This is a genomic window from Rhizobium sp. BK049 (assembly GCF_014193135.1).
In the GTDB taxonomy this organism is placed as follows: Bacteria; Pseudomonadota; Alphaproteobacteria; order Rhizobiales; family Rhizobiaceae; genus Rhizobium.
On sequence record NZ_JACHYV010000009.1, the window covers coordinates 37,693 to 52,726 of the forward strand.

20 protein-coding genes are annotated in these 15,034 nt (G+C 59.8%); 5 read left to right on the forward strand and 15 right to left on the reverse strand.

The window, feature by feature from the left end; genetic code table 11:
- Window positions 1-11 precede the first annotated feature (11 nt).
- From FHT70_RS11740 to FHT70_RS11795, 12 genes are all read right to left on the reverse strand, one after another.
- A complete protein-coding gene (locus tag FHT70_RS11740) occupies window positions 12-953 on the reverse strand; it encodes a type II secretion system F family protein (RefSeq protein ID WP_183701130.1) in 942 nt (313 codons plus the stop codon).
- A gap of 7 nt (window positions 954-960) precedes the next feature.
- Complete coding sequence (locus tag FHT70_RS11745; protein WP_097600789.1) at window positions 961-1,914, reverse strand: type II secretion system F family protein; 954 nt, start codon at window positions 1,912-1,914, stop codon at window positions 961-963.
- Window positions 1,911-3,359, reverse strand: coding sequence for a CpaF family protein (locus tag FHT70_RS11750; RefSeq protein WP_097600790.1), 1,449 nt, complete (start codon window positions 3,357-3,359; stop codon window positions 1,911-1,913). Before FHT70_RS11750 ends, FHT70_RS11745 begins: the two co-directional genes overlap by 4 nt.
- A 16-nt stretch (window positions 3,360-3,375) precedes the next feature.
- Window positions 3,376-3,939 carry a L,D-transpeptidase gene (locus tag FHT70_RS11755; RefSeq protein ID WP_183701133.1) on the reverse strand — a complete coding sequence of 188 codons (564 nt, stop codon included), beginning with the start codon at window positions 3,937-3,939 and terminating at the stop codon, window positions 3,376-3,378.
- Window positions 3,936-5,078 carry a pilus assembly protein gene (locus FHT70_RS11760; RefSeq protein ID WP_183701136.1) on the reverse strand — a complete coding sequence of 381 codons (1,143 nt, stop codon included), beginning with the start codon at window positions 5,076-5,078 and terminating at the stop codon, window positions 3,936-3,938. The genes FHT70_RS11755 and FHT70_RS11760 overlap by 4 nt, the downstream gene beginning before the upstream one ends.
- A 29-nt stretch (window positions 5,079-5,107) precedes the next feature.
- The gene (locus FHT70_RS11765; RefSeq protein WP_183701138.1) at window positions 5,108-5,731 is read right to left on the reverse strand and encodes a TadE/TadG family type IV pilus assembly protein; all 624 of its coding nucleotides are present in this window, start codon (window positions 5,729-5,731) and stop codon (window positions 5,108-5,110) included.
- Window positions 5,725-6,204, reverse strand: a complete 480-nt coding sequence (locus FHT70_RS11770) for a TadE/TadG family type IV pilus assembly protein (protein WP_183701141.1) — start codon at window positions 6,202-6,204, stop codon at window positions 5,725-5,727. The genes FHT70_RS11765 and FHT70_RS11770 overlap by 7 nt, the downstream gene beginning before the upstream one ends.
- Window positions 6,201-7,805, reverse strand: a complete 1,605-nt coding sequence (locus FHT70_RS11775; RefSeq protein ID WP_183701142.1) for a TadE/TadG family type IV pilus assembly protein — start codon at window positions 7,803-7,805, stop codon at window positions 6,201-6,203. Before FHT70_RS11775 ends, FHT70_RS11770 begins: the two co-directional genes overlap by 4 nt.
- Before the next feature lie 91 nt (window positions 7,806-7,896).
- Entirely contained in the window at window positions 7,897-8,202 is a 306-nt protein-coding gene (locus FHT70_RS11780; RefSeq protein ID WP_183701143.1) for a hypothetical protein, read from the reverse strand.
- Window positions 8,186-9,676, reverse strand: coding sequence for a type II and III secretion system protein family protein (locus FHT70_RS11785; RefSeq protein ID WP_183701144.1), 1,491 nt, complete (start codon window positions 9,674-9,676; stop codon window positions 8,186-8,188). The genes FHT70_RS11780 and FHT70_RS11785 overlap by 17 nt, the downstream gene beginning before the upstream one ends.
- Before the next feature lie 55 nt (window positions 9,677-9,731).
- Window positions 9,732-10,646 carry a Flp pilus assembly protein CpaB gene (cpaB, locus tag FHT70_RS11790; protein ID WP_183701145.1) on the reverse strand — a complete coding sequence of 305 codons (915 nt, stop codon included), beginning with the start codon at window positions 10,644-10,646 and terminating at the stop codon, window positions 9,732-9,734.
- Window positions 10,647-10,745: 99 nt separating this feature from the next.
- On the reverse strand, window positions 10,746-10,937 hold the full coding sequence (locus FHT70_RS11795) for a hypothetical protein (RefSeq protein WP_183701148.1): 192 nt from the start codon (window positions 10,935-10,937) through the stop codon (window positions 10,746-10,748).
- A gap of 260 nt (window positions 10,938-11,197) precedes the next feature.
- Between FHT70_RS11795 and FHT70_RS11800 the strand changes: the two genes are divergently transcribed.
- Window positions 11,198-11,734, forward strand: a complete 537-nt coding sequence (locus FHT70_RS11800; RefSeq protein ID WP_183701151.1) for a prepilin peptidase — start codon at window positions 11,198-11,200, stop codon at window positions 11,732-11,734.
- Between the two features lies 1 nt (window position 11,735).
- Here FHT70_RS11800 and FHT70_RS11805 read toward each other — a convergent pair whose 3' ends face one another.
- Both FHT70_RS11805 and FHT70_RS11810 read right to left on the reverse strand, forming a co-directional pair.
- On the reverse strand, window positions 11,736-11,936 hold the full coding sequence (locus tag FHT70_RS11805) for a hypothetical protein (RefSeq protein ID WP_097600797.1): 201 nt from the start codon (window positions 11,934-11,936) through the stop codon (window positions 11,736-11,738).
- A gap of 64 nt (window positions 11,937-12,000) precedes the next feature.
- Complete coding sequence (locus FHT70_RS11810; RefSeq protein WP_183701154.1) at window positions 12,001-12,624, reverse strand: TetR/AcrR family transcriptional regulator; 624 nt, start codon at window positions 12,622-12,624, stop codon at window positions 12,001-12,003.
- Between the two features lie 126 nt (window positions 12,625-12,750).
- On the opposite strand from FHT70_RS11810, the gene FHT70_RS11815 reads away from it, so the two are divergent.
- Both FHT70_RS11815 and FHT70_RS11820 read left to right on the forward strand, forming a co-directional pair.
- Window positions 12,751-12,966 carry a hypothetical protein gene (locus FHT70_RS11815; protein ID WP_183701157.1) on the forward strand — a complete coding sequence of 72 codons (216 nt, stop codon included), beginning with the start codon at window positions 12,751-12,753 and terminating at the stop codon, window positions 12,964-12,966.
- A 71-nt stretch (window positions 12,967-13,037) separates the two neighbouring features.
- On the forward strand, window positions 13,038-13,214 hold the full coding sequence (locus tag FHT70_RS11820) for a hypothetical protein (protein WP_183701160.1): 177 nt from the start codon (window positions 13,038-13,040) through the stop codon (window positions 13,212-13,214).
- Between the two features lie 96 nt (window positions 13,215-13,310).
- Here FHT70_RS11820 and FHT70_RS11825 read toward each other — a convergent pair whose 3' ends face one another.
- Complete coding sequence (locus FHT70_RS11825; protein WP_183701163.1) at window positions 13,311-14,168, reverse strand: SDR family oxidoreductase; 858 nt, start codon at window positions 14,166-14,168, stop codon at window positions 13,311-13,313.
- Between the two features lie 115 nt (window positions 14,169-14,283).
- Between FHT70_RS11825 and FHT70_RS11830 the strand changes: the two genes are divergently transcribed.
- Entirely contained in the window at window positions 14,284-14,532 is a 249-nt protein-coding gene (locus tag FHT70_RS11830; protein WP_183701166.1) for a type II toxin-antitoxin system prevent-host-death family antitoxin, read from the forward strand.
- Window positions 14,532-14,954, forward strand: a complete 423-nt coding sequence (locus FHT70_RS11835; RefSeq protein WP_183701169.1) for a type II toxin-antitoxin system VapC family toxin — start codon at window positions 14,532-14,534, stop codon at window positions 14,952-14,954. Before FHT70_RS11830 ends, FHT70_RS11835 begins: the two co-directional genes overlap by 1 nt.
- Window positions 14,955-15,034: the final 80 nt, after the last annotated feature.

The following is a 15,034-nucleotide window of genomic DNA, read 5'->3' on the forward strand; positions in this document are numbered from 1 at the left end:
CCTCGCTTGGCTTAACCGCCGGGTTTCATGCCGACAAGAAGACTGATGACACGCATAACAACGGGCACGAGCACAATGACGAGGCTTACCGGAAAAAGGAACGCGCCCAGCGGCAGCAGCATCTTGACCGGCAAGGCGTTCGCCTTTTCCTCGGCGCGCACAATACGCAGGTCGCGCATTTCCTTGCTGTAGACCCGCAGCGTCTGGGTGACGCTGGTCCCGAGCTCCTCCGATTGGCGGAACAGAACGGACAGGGCCCGGGCCTCGTCGATTCTCAGGCGGGTGGCCAGGTTAGCGAGCGCCTCACGCAGTCGCCGGCCGCCCCGCACTTCCAGCATCATGATCGAGAGATGGAGGCCGAAGTCCTGCTGCTTGGCCACGAATTCCCGGGCAACACGGTTCGCGGCCGCTTCGATGCTCATCCCTGCATCGAGGCAGACGATCAGCATATCCATGAAATCTGGAAAGAGACGGCGGTATTCCCTCTCCTTGGCGGTGCCACGCCGGTCGATATAAATGTTGACGAGAATAAAGGTCGCGCCCGCAGCAAACATGGCAATGATCAGGGCGCCTATCTGCGGCATGTTCGGCGCGATCCGGTTTAGGACCCAGACCGCCCCGACCAGCATGCAGATACAAATCACCGCGCGGACCACCTGGAAGGTGGTCACCGCGCCGGCAGCAAAATAGCCCGCCCGAATCAGCCGGTTCTGGGTGGAGTTCAGATTCGTGTCACGTCGCGTAATTTCGAAATAGCGGCGGATCAGCCGGTTTTCCGCCTCGCCGAGATCGGCAATCGTCGTATCGCCAACATGGAACTCGTCGCGCACCGCCGAGCTCTTTGACACCCGAACGGAGACCTCGCGCTGTCGAAAAAACAATTCCGAGGCTGCCGCCGAAAATATCAGCACTGCAAAGAAGACGATGAGGTAGATTCCATACTCGCTCGACATGACCGCCTCAGTACTCGAAGTTGACCATCTTGTAGAGAATGACATTCCCGATCGCCATGATGGCCAGCAGAATGCTCACAACGGCAGGTCCGTGGCCGCTGTCCCAGACGGGATCGAAGTAGGTCGGCGATAACGCCTTGATCATCGCGTAGAGCAAAAACGGATAGATCGACATGAAGATCGCCGTGATGCGTCCTTCAGACGAAATCGCCCTGACCTTTGCCTTGAGCATCGACCGGTCTCGCAGCGTTTTCGAAAGGTTCTGCAAGATCTCCACGAGATTGCCGCCGGTTCCCGCCTGTACGCTCAACGATATCGCAAGCAGATTCAGGTCCTCGACGCCGACCCGATCGGCTAAGTTCACAAGGGCATCGTCCAGCGTCACGCCGTAGGTGAGTTCATCCGAGAGGAGGCCGAACTCGGTGCCGATCGGATCAGGCATCTCGCGTGCCACCAAAGAAATCGCCGCCGGCAGCGGGTGGCCGGCGGCCAGGCTGCGATTGGCGACATCGAGCGCTTCAGGAAGCTTCAGCTCGAATTTCTTCATGCGGCTCGCCCGGGCGCGCCAGACGACCAACGCGGGGATGAGCAGGCAGATCAGCAGAAAGACGGGTATTCTAAACAGAGTGCTCGGCACGAGGAACTGAACTGCCAGCCACGTAAAAAGTGCGCCCGCGATCGCGAAGAGAGCAAATCGCCTGGCATCGAACTTGATTCCCGACTGCGCGTAGAACCGCAGCAGCCGCTGCATCATGGGGGTTTGCCGCCAACCACCGGCGACACCCCGCTCCTTGAGCATATCGCTATAGGTCTTGCGATGATCATCGCTGACCTCGAGCAAGCTCAACCGATGGTTCACGGCGCGGTGGCGTTCGGATGTCTTGAAGTAGCCGCGCATAATCGCTTCAACAGCGACAAGGGCCGCGGTGAAAACGGCAGCGTAAACGAGAGTCAGGGTCATTGAACAGGTCCCGTTTGGAGCGGTTTACCGGGATCAAAAATTGCCACGGGAATCTCGATCCCGAGTTCCGCAAATTCCTCGACGAATCGCGGCCGGATGCCGGTGGCGCGGAATTCGCCATGGATCCGCCCGCCTTCGTCAGTGCCGATTTTCTTGAACTTCATAATCTCCTGCATCTGCACGACTTCGCCCTCCATGCCGGTGATCTCGGAAATCGAGACAACTTTGCGGCTGCCGTCGCTCAAGCGCTGGACCTGCACGATGATGGTGATGGCCGACGAGATCTGTGAGCGAATGCTCAACTGCGACATCGGCATCCCCGCCATGCCGACCATCTGTTCGAGTCGGCCGACGGCGTCGCGGGGCGTGTTGGCGTGAATAGTCGTCATCGACCCCTCGTGACCAGTATTCATCGCCTGCAGCATGTCGAACGCCTCGTCGCCGCGGACTTCGCCGACGATGATGCGGTCGGGACGCATGCGAAGAGCATTTTTCAAAAGTTCGCGTTGACGGATCTCGTTGCGTCCGTCGAGTGTCGGCGGCCGGGTTTCCAAACGCCCGACATGGGGTTGCTGCAGTTGGAGTTCGGCCGCATCCTCGATGGTGATCAGGCGCTCCTTTGGAGAAATCTGCGAGGAGAGAGCATTGAGCAAGGTGGTCTTGCCGGAACCGGTGCCGCCTGAAATGACCATGGACACTTTGCCCTTGACGGCGGCGCTGAGAAGGATGCGCATCGCATCGGCCATGGCGCCATATTGCACGAGGCGCTCCAATGTCAGCGGCTTGCGGGTGAATTTGCGGATGGAAACGAGCGGCCCATCGACCGAGATCGGCCTGATGGCGACGTTGACACGCGAGCCATCCTTGAGGCGGGCGTCGACCATCGGCGTCGATTCGTCGACGCGGCGGCCGACGGCCGAGACTATCTTGTTGATCACCCGAAGCAGATGGTCCTCGTCCTTGAAACGGACGGCGGTGCTTTCAAGCTTGCCGCTCCGCTCGACATAGACGCTGCTGTAGCCGTTGATGAGAATATCTGCGATCGTCTCGTCGGCCAGCAGCGGCTCGATCGGTCCCAGCCCGAGCATCTCGTCGGTGATATCGCGGATCAGATCGTTGATTTCCTTGGCATTCAACGGAAAGTTGTTACTCCGGATATAGTCCTTGACGAGCGGCCGGATCTCGGTCGCGATCTCCTCATTGTCGAGCGTGTCGAGTATCCCGAGGTTGATACGATCGAGCAGGTAACGGTGCAGATTGACCCGCTCGGAAACCATGTCCGGCCCGAGCGACGCCTCTTCGCCACCCGCCGTGGCGCTGTCAGAGACCGGTCGGGCAGGCATGTTCTGAGCTGCGACGAGAGACAGGTCGGCCGCCTCCGGATGTTCCCGGCTTTCAGGCTCCTGCTGATGCTTGTAGAAACGCCCCATGATGCCGTTCGCCATGCTTTCCACCCCTGAACTATTTTACAATGACCGTGGAACCGACTTTCACCCTCTCATAGAGATCGATGACGTCGGCATTGCTCATGCGAAAACAGCCCGATGAGGCGAAATCGCCGACCGTCGACTGCTCGTTCGTTCCGTGAATGCGGTAGAGCGTGTCGGTCCCGCCCTTGAAGAGATAGATCCCGCGAGCGCCCAAGGGATTGAGCGGTCCGGCAGGTACCAAGTCCGGAAGTCCGGCCGCGCGCGCCTTCATCTCGGCAGGCGGGCGCCAGTCGGGCCACTCTGCCTTGCGTCCGACCTTGACGGTCCCGCTCCAGCGAAATCCGTCACGTCCGACGCCGATCTTGTAACGGATCGCACGTCCTTCAGAGATGACGAGATCCAGCGTTCGGTTCGCGCTGACGATGACGATCGTTCCAGCCGCGTAGCTTTTTTCGATTGTCACCACGGTGCTTGTCGTCGGCCCCAGGGTTCGTGGCACAAGCCCGGCTGCCGCGGCATCCCCGGCAACGGCCAGAACGACCAGAACCAGAAGGCCGACGCAGGACCTTATGCGGCCACGGTCAATCGCCTTCATCGCACCAATGCTCCAAGTTTACCGACCGCGCCGCAGAATCGCGCCCGGGAATTCACCTGAGCCGGCAGCACACCGCGGTTAACCGCCTCGCTCAAAGTATCCCACTCATCCGCAATGACATGCGTCGGGATGCCCTTGAAGATCTTCTCCGTCTGTTGTCGGCGCAGGCCGAGGCCGAAAAGCTTGGCTCGGTATTTATTGATGACGATGAATATCTGGTCCGAACTGCCTCGCAGCCGTACCAGATTGGCAAACAAATCCCTGGCTTGAGATAGCGCAGGGACCGTCATTTCGGTGACGATGTAGATGCTGTTGACCGAAGTGAGCACCTCGTATTTCCACGGCGTGTCATAATAGGGGACGTCGACGACCGTGTGGTCGCTCTCGAAGGCGGCCACGTCGAGCATACGCAGCACGAGTTCACCGCCCTTCGGCGACAGAAGGACTGACGGCTGCTTGAAGGAAAGCAGTGAAAAGCCTCCCGGATGCCGCTTTCGGACAAGATCGATGAATTCAAGATCGACCCGGGAAGGGTTGGCGATGACCGGTTTCAAGTCATAGTCGTTCACAAGATTGAGATAGTAGCCAAGCGCCCCGGAGCAAAAATCCGTATCGAACAGGTCTACCCGCGGCGTCGAGTTCTTGGTCGGCTGAGCCAGCGAATGCGCAAGCGACGAAGCGATCATGCTGGCGCCCGCACCACCGACGGCTGATACCACGGCATGCACCCGGCTGTCGCTGGCCCCGGTGCCTGGCGCATGGGTCGAAATCATGTCGATCAGGGCGCGGCGCTCGAGCGGCTTCTTCAGCCAGTCATTGCCGTTCAGGCGGAAGAGCAGCCGCAGCATGTCGTCCGGCAGATCTTCAGAAACGACGACGAGCGGAATGTCCCGATAGGCGGTGCGAAACGAGAAGAGCTCCGGTTGCTGCAGCAAACTTCCGTTGTCGACGTCGAGAACGATCAGGTCGAACTGCGTCGGATCGAGCCGGCCCTTTTCCCCGAGTGCCTTCAGCGAGAAATGGCGGACATCGTAACGCGAAAGCGATCCGAACGTATCGAGCATGAAGCTCGCTGCAGCCGCGTCGTCGGAGAGAACCAGGATCTTGGCCGATGCGGCAATGTTCATGTGCGCTGTCATTTTCGCTTTCCTACGCGTTAATTAAGGAATCAGCAGGTTGAGCAGGTCTTCAGGTCTTCCGTCGTGATCGTTACTGGATGGGCCGGGATGGTGACGTCGTTCAGTCCCAGCAGGCCGCCGAGGATCGGCAGATCGAAGGTGATGTCGCGCACCTCTACCCGCATCGTCAGCACGGGTCCGTCAGGGCGGCCCCAATAGCCGAGTCCCGATCGCTGATAGGTAACGACCAGATTCTGCGGTTGGATACGCCAATTGAGATCGCAAATGCCGGGGTGCAGATCAGTTCCCGCGTTGCAAACGCCATCGCTTCCCAGGACGATCCGGTTCAATGCCGCCGTGCAGTTTGCAAGAGCCGGTCCGCAAGTCGAAGATATGGTGGCATTATTCGGTGTGGCTTTGCCGTTGTTGAGCGGATCGGCAGCGTCGGCCGGGAAAACGGCGTTGAAATTGGTCGTCAGCGGATCTGATACCGCCGCCAGTCGGGCACCATACTGCAGTGCCTTGACCGTCTGATTCCACTGCGACATGGCATAGCCGAACTCGATGAAGGCGGCGAAGACCAGCATGACGATGGGAAAGGTCAGCAATGCTTCGACAAGGCTGACACCACTGCTATCCTGCCAGAATGTCTTGAGCCGCCGAAAGATCACCATCCGATATATCTCTCTTCATGGAAGGAACTGAGGGTGATGGCGTCGATTCCAAGAAAGCCGAACACCGGCGAGCTCTGATAGAGATGCGCAGTGGAAAGGGTGATGTTCCCGTCGGCATCGGGCGCACTGATGGTGATGTCGGCAGGGTCGTTCCAGCCGGGGACGCGGGGTTGAGCGTTTGCCGCAGGTGTCTGCGTTCCGTAAAAAGCGATCGTCTTTGCCGTTGCTTGATTGCATGTCGGCACATAAGTTCCCGACAGCGGTCGGCATCGCGAAAGGTAACGCCCAGCATCCCGCAGACCTGCGTCGATCTGCATCCGCTGCCAAAAAATGCTGCCAAACTCCAGTATGGCCGCGGCAAAGAGCGTCACAAAGGGGACCGCGAGCAGCGTCTCAGCGAGAACCGCGCCTTCCTCCCGCCGCCAGAAGCCGAGGCACAGTCGATGCAGGATAAAATTGCGAAGCGCCATCATCTGACCAGCTCCGCTTCTTCCCGAAGGAATTCGTCCAGCGTGCCGCGTCCGCCCTTGCCGGTGATGTCGATCATCTCCAGGGAAAGGTATCGTTCGCCGGAATCCTTAATTGCCGGCTTGGTCAGAAACATGCGCGCGAAGGCGACCGCGCGCGTGGCCTTATGGCCGTTCAGATGCCCGACCGAGGCTTCATAGCCACAATTGACGATGGCTGAGAAGATTTCGCGGCGATCACCATATTCAGCCGCGGTATAGTTCGAAAGATCCGGGCCGGTATAGCACTGGCCGCCGGTTGCCGGTGTTCCGGTCTCGCCATTCGCCGAGGCATGATTGATTAGAGACGGGTTAGCAAGCTCGTAACGATAAACGTCGTAGGCGGAGGGCTGGCTCGGTGTTCCGGTCGCTTGCGGGGGATAGCTGGAGTAGTTGCTGAGGACCGTGCTCACCGAGGGCGCGGCCGTGCCCTGCGCGACATTCCAATAGGTCGTGTAGTTCCAATTGTTGCCGCTGCTGATCTTGCCGCCGGCAAGCGAGGTCATGCTCGCACCGTAGCCGAGCGGCAAAGCCTTGGTCGCATCGCCGACAACGTCTCCGACCATGACCGGAGTATAGGTGTCGCAGCCCTTCTTTCCCTTGCCGCTGATTGACTGAGCGGAGCGCACGTTCTGAGCAGGTCTGTAACGATAATCCCCGTTCGCCTTGTTGAACGACGAGGAGTAGAAGCCGAAGCGCGTATTTACGCCGTCCTCGACGGGCCCCGCCTTTGCGCCCGTCTCCGTATCGAGGCTGTCCTGTGTGTAGCATGTACCGGGATTGCCGGTGGCAAGAGCCTCCGCCAGGACGGACGCACCATTGCCCAAGGGGGTCCGCAGGAAGCCGAAATTGCCGGGCCCGGGATTGGACGCCGCGGTGCTGTGAAGCTCGATCTGCCGCCCGTAGAGATTTCCGGCCGCAAAATTGGAGTGCAACGCGGCAGCTGCAGTTTCGCTGGCGCTTTCACTGGTGTTCCCCACCGGCTCGAACGGATTGCAGATAAAGATCGGCGTCACGTCGCAGGCGCTGGCGTGATATACCGCCACGGCGTCGGCGGCAATGTTGATCGTATCGCGGTTGAAGCCGACCGGGATCGGAAAGATCGTCTGCATCGCTTGCGGCTTGGCGATAACCCAGGCATAGGAAGCTTCGCTGGCCACGGTCGTTTCCATCGAAGCCGGAATGGCCGTATCGTCGTTGGCCGGGATGCTCTTCAGAAAAAGCACGGTAACCGTGCTTCCGGCATCATTGCCGGCGTCATAGCTCACGCTGATATACGAGCCAAGCGACATGCCGGTCCCGCCGCCGGAGAAAGCCGCGCTATTGGCGATTTTCTCGATCGCCGTCTGCGCCCTCGAAATGGCATCATCGCGGCCATCGAGTTCCCGGGCCCCCGCCAACGCCATCGCATCGACCGCGTTCTGGAGATCGGTATGCAGGTTGCTGCTGCGGCCGACATCGATGACCAGCAGCGAAAAGCCGAGAAGCATTGGCATGGCGATGAGCGTCAAGGCGATGACATAGCCACGATGATCATTCCAGAACCGTCTGACAACCCTGCTGAGCATTGGCGTCCCCCCATCACGGCGCTATCGCCGTGATGACCCCGTTTCGTGCATTTCCCCTGCGGCGCGCTGCGCCGTTCATGCCTTCCGCCAGCTACTGGCTGGCGATCACCCCGTTGGAGGCCCCATTCGCCCCCATGGCCGGCGACGGCTGAACAACGCCCAGCCCGCCGTTCTGATATTGAGTGACCACCCTGCGGATCACCTTGCCGTCGCTTGCGATTCGGGTTCGCTGGGCTTCGGGCGGGAATGGGTCCTCGATCTGGATGGCCTTGTTTGCTTCCACGGCGTTGCCGACCCCGAAGGTGATCGTGTCGCGATGGTTCATGTAGTCGGCGCAGCCGGAAGCGAGGCCGGCGGCCGCAAAGACGAGAAGGACGCGCTTAGCGTTTTGTAGCAACGGCTTGGACTCCCTGGTTCAAGTCGAGACGGTGGCCATAAGGCCCGGTCACACCTACGCCATTTCGAAAGCGTCGGAGCATGTCCTTGTCGACTTCCAGAACCCCGAGCGCGAAGAGCTCGACGTCGTTGGACGAACGCGTCTGATCGAGCGGACTGTAGAGGTCCTCACCCGGGCGGGCCGGGCGCACAATGTGTGGCGTGACGACGATGACGAGGTCGGATTCCTTCTTCTGGAAACTCGTCGAACGGAACAGAGCGCCGAGCACCGGTATCTGCCCGAGTCCCGGCAATTGCTGGATGTCTTTGGCATTGATCGACTGCAGCAGGCCCGCCAAGGCAAAGCTCTGGCCGTCGCGGAGCGCGACCGTGGTGCTGGCAGCGCGCGAGATGAATCCCGGATTGCCGTTGACGTTGATCGACGGATCAATCTCGGAAACCTCAGGCTCGATCTCCAGGTTGATGAGACCATCATCAAGAACCACCGGCTTGAAGGTCAGCCGCACACCGAATGGGCGATAGTCCGTCTCTGTGGCCACCGTCGTGCCGTTGTTCGTCGTCTTCAGGATCGGCACTTCACCGCCGGCATGAAAGCTGGCGGTAGAGCCACTCATGGCGATGAGGTTCGGCTGAGCCAGGCGGCGCACCAATCCCTTCTGCTCGAGGGCGTTGATCACAACGTCGATGTGGCCGCCGGAGATTTCCAACACCTTGGCGATCAGCTGGCCGAAGGGCAACGCACCCGTTGCCGCACCCTTGGGATCAAGGAGGGTACGGGCCAAGTTGCCGTTGTCATCAACGGTGATCCCCTGGCTGGACGTTGCCTTGCCGATGCGATTGTTGTTGCCATAGCCGGACCAACCGATCCCGAGGTCACGACCCGTCTGGCGCGAGGCTTCGATGACACGGACCTCCAGCATCACCTGCTGGCTGTCACTGACGCGCAACTGGTTCAGCACTGGCTGGTCGGAATATGATTGGGCGATTTCCATCACCCGCTGCAGTTCGATGCCGTCACGGACGAAGCCTGTCAGGCGAATGCGATCGTTGGAGTTGATGACCCTGACCCGAGCCGAGGGCGCGGCAGAGCGAATGGCGGAAGCGACTTCGCTGAAATCGCTCGCAACGCGGATGTCGATGACCCCAAGCAGCGACTTGTCGTCGCCATAGACCGAGATATTGGTGGCGCCGGGCTTTTTGCCGCGGATGAACAGCGACTTGTCGGAAAGCGGCACCACGTCGATCATATCGGCGCTGCCGATGACAAGATCACCGAAGGGCTGGCCTGTATTGAGCGTCAGCGTCTCGTTCGGAGGCAAGGTCACATGCTGGACTGATTCGCCTAAAGTGATGGACTTCTCCTGTGCGTTGGCGCGGCCGGCAACTCCGGGGCCCAAACACACACAGGCCGAAAACACTGCCGCTAATGCCGCAAGGCTTTTCGTCCTCGCGATTTTTCTCTTGCCGTTCGCCATGCCTGCTTTAGCCCCCTCATCCGGCTCGCCGCACCTGCGGCATTCCGCATCAACATCACTGGACCAGGCCGACTCGGTGCTCCTCGCGCTTCGTCGTGTTCCAGACTCCCACTGTCACCCACTTCGGCTCAACCGGCAACACCGGCTCAACCTTTTGTTCCACAATCTGCACTTGTTTTGCCGGTTCTGGCAACTGCTTTTCCAAATCCTTGCCCAGTTCTGTCGCCATCGCCCCGCCACCGAGGTCGGCGACAGTGATCGGCCGGGTCTGCTCGACTGAGGAAGAGGCAACATTGCGAAGCGCCAGGGAGAGCGTGCCGACACTGGAGCCGAGGGTCAGGCGCTGCGCCTCGTCGGTCGTGACCTCAAAGGTCACCGTTTTCACGACGGATGGCTCGTCCTTGCGCTCGTCTGCCGTCTGGTCCACCGCAAGGACCTTGACGCCTTGCAGCAGCACGTCGACGAAGGTCTGATCGTTGCCCGCCTGCCCGCGCACGACCCGCGTCAGAAGCACGTCGACGCGATCGGAAGGCCTAACGAAGCCGGCAACGCCAAGCACGTCGTTGACGCGAATGGAAACGGCCTTCATGCCCTGATCCAGCGCCGCCGACAGAGTGGCGCGTTCACCAGTACCGGTGATTTTCGAGGATAGAACCGGCTCGCCAGGGTCGATCGCCGCCATGGCATAGCGCGGCTGGGCATCATTGCCGACGACCATCTCGATGCTGACGAATGAGCCTGCGGGTGTTTCATTAGAGGGCCACGGAATGGCTCTGAGGTTTTCGGCCCGGATTCGGTCGCCGAAGCGCATTGGCGTGGCGGCGACGATGAGTGTCCGTTCCTCGGCCTTCATGCCGTTCATCGCCAGCAGCCGGGCCTTCTGATCGGAGAGATACTCGCGCATGCCGAAAACTGCGGCGGCGGCAAGTACAAATGCAATGACGAGGCTTAAAATCGTTGAAGAACGCATCGCGGTCACTCGCTACACTGGACGGAGCGCATCCATTCATTGATGCTAATTTAGAAGGGAGGGGTTAACAAAAACCCCTCGCTTCTTCGAAGGCCAATATCAGGCTGGTGTCAGGTTGGCCGTAAACCAAGCTGCCCAGCCGTTCCAGACGGTAGCGAGATTGGTGCCGGCCAGTGTCACCGCCCCGATCACGCCGCCAACCAGCAAGGCAAGCAGAATAAGGTATTCGGTAAGTGCGACGCCATCTTCTTCCCGCGCGAAAGCGCGTACGCTATTTACAAATGCTTTCATCGAGAATTACCTCCCAGGTAAGTTGTGCGCCGTAATTTCCCCCGGCTGCCTTGTCGTCGAGACCGCCTCTTCGACTGGGAATATTAATAATCTGTTAAGTCTAAATTAGTCAAATGTTTTATACATAGGCGATCTACATCTATACTTTATGGTTAAAGTCAAAAATCATATTATTTGCATTCGAAAACAACTTAGGTCGCTGATGTCGAGTGAAATTGAACGTGCAAGTAGATTGTCATAGCCCAGGAAGGTTGGACTCGATGAGAGACATAGTCGTTTTTATTAATTCTATTTCAGTATTACTATTTCTCTACGCCGCCTGGACAGATTTCCGCACATGGAAGATCCCCAACGCAGTCGTGCTGGCGCTCGTGACACTTTATGCGCTGCGCGCGGTGGCCGTGATGCTTGGTTCCGAGGATGTCGGCGCGGCCCTGTTTGCTTCGAGCGGAATTGGTGGCGACCTTGGGGCCGGTCTGCTGATGTTCGTGCTTGGGGTGGCGCTCTGGGCGTTCCGGCTGTTTGGCGCAGGAGACGCCAAGCTTTTCCTGCCGATCGGCCTTTTTGTCGGATGGCCCGGAATGATGCCGTTCGCGGTGCTACTCCTTGTGCTGGGCATCGTCACGCTTCTGATCCTGCGGCTGCCGGTGCCGCTGCGCGTCGCGCATCTCGCTTTTTTCATGCGCATCGAGGAAATTCGGGCGAGCCGGAAGATACCCTATGGCGTCATCATGGTTTTCGCGACGCTCCTGACCCTGGCTTTGCCAATGATCCGGCAGCACCTGCAGCTACGGTGACCTACCCTGAAAGGGCTCTGGCCGACCTGTTCTCCAGCGCGGCGATCTCCTCGGAGACCTCGCTCAATCGCTGACGCAGGTCGCTGTCGGTGCCGTCATCGACCTCTTCCTCGCCAAAACAATAGCGTGCCTCGTGAAGCTCGAGCTTGGCTTCGAGCTCGGCGCGTCTGGCATATAGGCGCTTGAGATAGGCGTAGTTCATCTCCCGGTCTCCACATCGTCCCGGTGATGGAAAAACGGTGTGGAGGCGGTAAGGTTCCGGTCTATCAGGTGAAAGAAGCGATCGCTGCTCGGCAGGCCTTGGCGAAATGGCCGCAACAGCCGGCGGCGCCCATTGCCTGACGGCTGACGCGCGCGCCTTCGAGCAGCAGCGTCAGCGTATCGGCAAGAAGTTGAGGTTCGCGCGCACCGGCTGCCGAACAGAGCGCGGCCAAGCGATCGCGCTGTGCGGCCTTGTGCCTCTCAATCATTTCATGGGCGGGATGCCCTTCTCCCTTGAGCTCGATGGCGGCGTTGGCGAGATCGCAGCCGGCGGGCTCGCCGTTCAGACACTGCGCCCGCATCTCCACCCAGGCGTCGAGCTGGGCGCGGGGATCGCCGGGATGAGCGGCCTCCAGATCGCGCCAAATGGCATCGGCCTTTTCGGAGGCACGCCGCAGCGTCTCGCAGACGAGTTCGTCCTTCGAGCCGAAATGCCGGTAGAGCGTCATCTTATTGGTCGAGGCGGCATCGGCGATGGCATCGACGCCGATGCCGCGGATGCCGCGCTCGCGGAAAAGCTCCACGGCCGTCGAGACGATGCGCTCCCGCGGCGGGATACGATCTTCTGAAACGGTTGGGGAGATTTCATTCGAAGTTTCTGATTTTTTTGCGGACGAAGTCCTTGACATCAATGTGACCGATCGGTAACAACAGCATTGTTACTTACCGGTAACACCACAGGCCGCGAAAGTCAACGCAGAGGGTTGGCGGCGGATGTGGAACACGGGCGACCGCCCACGAAAGGAGGACAAGCCATGAGACAGACCAGAGACGACCTGACAATATCCGAAGCCCTTCGCGACCCCCTGATCGCCATGGTGTTGCGCGCCGACGGCGTGAAGCTTGAAGACTTCAAGCAACTCCTGGAAACGGCCGCCGGGAAACGCGAATCGCGCCCGACGCCGGTGGGCAAGATGATCGGAGCGCTTGCGAGCCGCGCCAATCTGCCGGCTATTCCCTGCTTCGGCTGAAAGCCGCCTGAACACCGGGGGATCTCTCCCTGCCCCCGACAAGGGCTGTCGTCATAAAGAGGCGGCGGCCCTTGCTGCTTGATCGTAGTGGCCGGAAAGCGGCGGCGATCAACTTCTCCTTGCCCGCACGCGCGCCTTTCACGAGGCCGCGCTTTTCGAACTTGCTCCGCTGCGACCAGGCCCTGCCCGCCGCCGGCGACGCCGTGATCATCACGACGCCGACCGGCGGTGGCTACGGCAAACCGTGACTGAAGCGCGCATCCTGCCAGATCGTGATCACGCGCCTCAGCTCCTGATTTGGTGCATGCCTTGATCCCGGAACCGCCAATTCCTGGCGACATGCATTACAGGATCGGCTTGCCGCCCGTGACCGCGATTGTCGTGCCGGAGACATAGCTCGACAGTGGATCGGCCAGCATGACATAGGCCGTGGCCAGTTCAGCCGGTTGACCCGGCCGTTTCATCGGCACTTGCTTACCGAAATTGCTGACGCTGTCTTCGGGCAGCGTTGAAGGAATGAGCGGCGTCCAGATCGGGCCCGGCGCCACGGCATTGGCGCGGATGCCTTTCTCGGCCAGAAGCTGGGCCAGGCCTGCGGTGAAATTCTGAATTGCGCCCTTCGTGGTCGCATAGGCCAGCAGCGACGGGTTCGGATTGTCCGCATTGATCGAGGCCGTATTGATGATGGCGCTGCCGGGCTTCATATGGGCGACAGCCGCCTTGGTCAGGTAGAACATCGCATGGATGTTGACCTTGAAGGTCAGTTCCCACTCCTCGTCACTGATCTCGTCGATGCTTTTGAAACTTGCCTGGTGCGCGGCATTGTTGACGAGAATGTCGATACCGCCGAGCTCCTTGACCGCGGTCTCGACAATTTGCCGGCAATGGGCGGGATCCTGAATATCGCCGCTGACGAGCACGGCCTTGCGCCCGGCCTGTTCGACCAGCCGCTTCGTCTCGTCGGCATCCTCATCCTCGTCGAGATAGGAAATCAACAGATCGGCGCCTTCCCTTGCATAGGCGATTGCCACTGCGCGGCCGATGCCGCTATCGCCGCCGGTAATGATCGCCCGCTTGCCCTTTAGCCGTTCGGATCCGCGATAGGTTTTTTCGCCATGGTCGGGAACCGGGTCCATCTGGGCGGTGAAACCCGGCATCGGCTGTTTCTGGGACGGGAAAGGGGGTGTTGGATAATGCGTCATTATAGCCTCCTGAGTTGAGGGACAAACTCAGGCTACGGCTGGTTGTTCCAACGGCATTGCAGGCACATCGCTTTCCGAATAAAATGACCAGAAAATTGGTCACGGGGACAATATGATGGCAGGTGTCAACCTGGCGGAAGCAAAAGCCCACCTGAGCGAGTTGCTCAATAGGGTGGAGGCCGGCGAAACGATCGAGATATTGCGGCATGGCAAGCCGGTGGCGCAGCTCGTGCCGGTGAAGACGCCGAAACAACCGATCGATGTCGAACGGCTGAAAGCATTGACGGCCTCGATGAAGCCACCGGCCGAGCCGGTCGATTCCGCGACCTTCATTCGCAATCTGCGCGATACCGATCGTTATTGATGCTTTACATCGACACATCAGTCCTCGTCGCCGCATGGACGGTCGAAACCCGCACGGACGACGTGCAGCAATGGCTGGCGGAGCGTCGATCCGAGGAGATCGCCGTCAGCAGCTGGACGATAACCGAATTTTCAAGCGCCATCGGGCTCAAGGCGAGAAACGGACAGATCGATCCGGCCGATCGCAGCAAGGCTTTGGCCTTGTTCAAGGAACTATGTTCGACGACCTTCGAATGCCTGCCGATATCGCGGTCGCACTTCATCGAAGCGGCGCGAATAATCGAACAGTTCAATATCGGTCTTCGTGCCGGTGCTGCGCTGCATCTCGCCGTCGCAATCGATAGCGACACGACGCTCGTCACGCTGGACAAGGGGCTGGCAAAAGCCTGCAGCCTCATCGGAGCGCGTCACCGCTTGTTATGAGGTGGGCGGTATCGGCGGATGCGGAAACCACGCAGTCTCCCGGTTCTACCGCCGCCACATTCGCACCGACGATCAACCTA

Excerpts from the sequence above, each read along its gene's own strand:
- FHT70_RS11740 (WP_183701130.1), bottom strand. The coding sequence starts at position 953 with ATGTCGAGCGAGTATGGAATCTACCTCATCGTCTTCTTTGCAGTGCTG.
- FHT70_RS11755 (WP_183701133.1), bottom strand. The coding sequence starts at position 3,939 with ATGAAGGCGATTGACCGTGGCCGCATAAGGTCCTGCGTCGGCCTTCTG.
- FHT70_RS11760 (WP_183701136.1), bottom strand. The coding sequence starts at position 5,078 with ATGACAGCGCACATGAACATTGCCGCATCGGCCAAGATCCTGGTTCTC.
- FHT70_RS11815 (WP_183701157.1), top strand. The coding sequence starts at position 12,751 with ATGAGACAGACCAGAGACGACCTGACAATATCCGAAGCCCTTCGCGAC.
- FHT70_RS11830 (WP_183701166.1), top strand. The coding sequence starts at position 14,284 with ATGGCAGGTGTCAACCTGGCGGAAGCAAAAGCCCACCTGAGCGAGTTG.
- FHT70_RS11770 (WP_183701141.1), bottom strand. The coding sequence starts at position 6,204 with ATGATGGCGCTTCGCAATTTTATCCTGCATCGACTGTGCCTCGGCTTC.
- FHT70_RS11835 (WP_183701169.1), top strand. The coding sequence starts at position 14,532 with ATGCTTTACATCGACACATCAGTCCTCGTCGCCGCATGGACGGTCGAA.
- FHT70_RS11745 (WP_097600789.1), bottom strand. The coding sequence starts at position 1,914 with ATGACCCTGACTCTCGTTTACGCTGCCGTTTTCACCGCGGCCCTTGTC.
- cpaB (WP_183701145.1), bottom strand. The coding sequence starts at position 10,646 with ATGCGTTCTTCAACGATTTTAAGCCTCGTCATTGCATTTGTACTTGCC.
- FHT70_RS11825 (WP_183701163.1), bottom strand. The coding sequence starts at position 14,168 with ATGACGCATTATCCAACACCCCCTTTCCCGTCCCAGAAACAGCCGATG.
- FHT70_RS11795 (WP_183701148.1), bottom strand. The coding sequence starts at position 10,937 with ATGAAAGCATTTGTAAATAGCGTACGCGCTTTCGCGCGGGAAGAAGAT.
- FHT70_RS11800 (WP_183701151.1), top strand. The coding sequence starts at position 11,198 with ATGAGAGACATAGTCGTTTTTATTAATTCTATTTCAGTATTACTATTT.
- FHT70_RS11750 (WP_097600790.1), bottom strand. The coding sequence starts at position 3,359 with ATGGCGAACGGCATCATGGGGCGTTTCTACAAGCATCAGCAGGAGCCT.
- FHT70_RS11765 (WP_183701138.1), bottom strand. The coding sequence starts at position 5,731 with ATGGTGATCTTTCGGCGGCTCAAGACATTCTGGCAGGATAGCAGTGGT.
- FHT70_RS11775 (WP_183701142.1), bottom strand. The coding sequence starts at position 7,805 with ATGCTCAGCAGGGTTGTCAGACGGTTCTGGAATGATCATCGTGGCTAT.
- FHT70_RS11805 (WP_097600797.1), bottom strand. The coding sequence starts at position 11,936 with ATGAACTACGCCTATCTCAAGCGCCTATATGCCAGACGCGCCGAGCTC.
- FHT70_RS11810 (WP_183701154.1), bottom strand. The coding sequence starts at position 12,624 with ATGTCAAGGACTTCGTCCGCAAAAAAATCAGAAACTTCGAATGAAATC.
- FHT70_RS11785 (WP_183701144.1), bottom strand. The coding sequence starts at position 9,676 with ATGGCGAACGGCAAGAGAAAAATCGCGAGGACGAAAAGCCTTGCGGCA.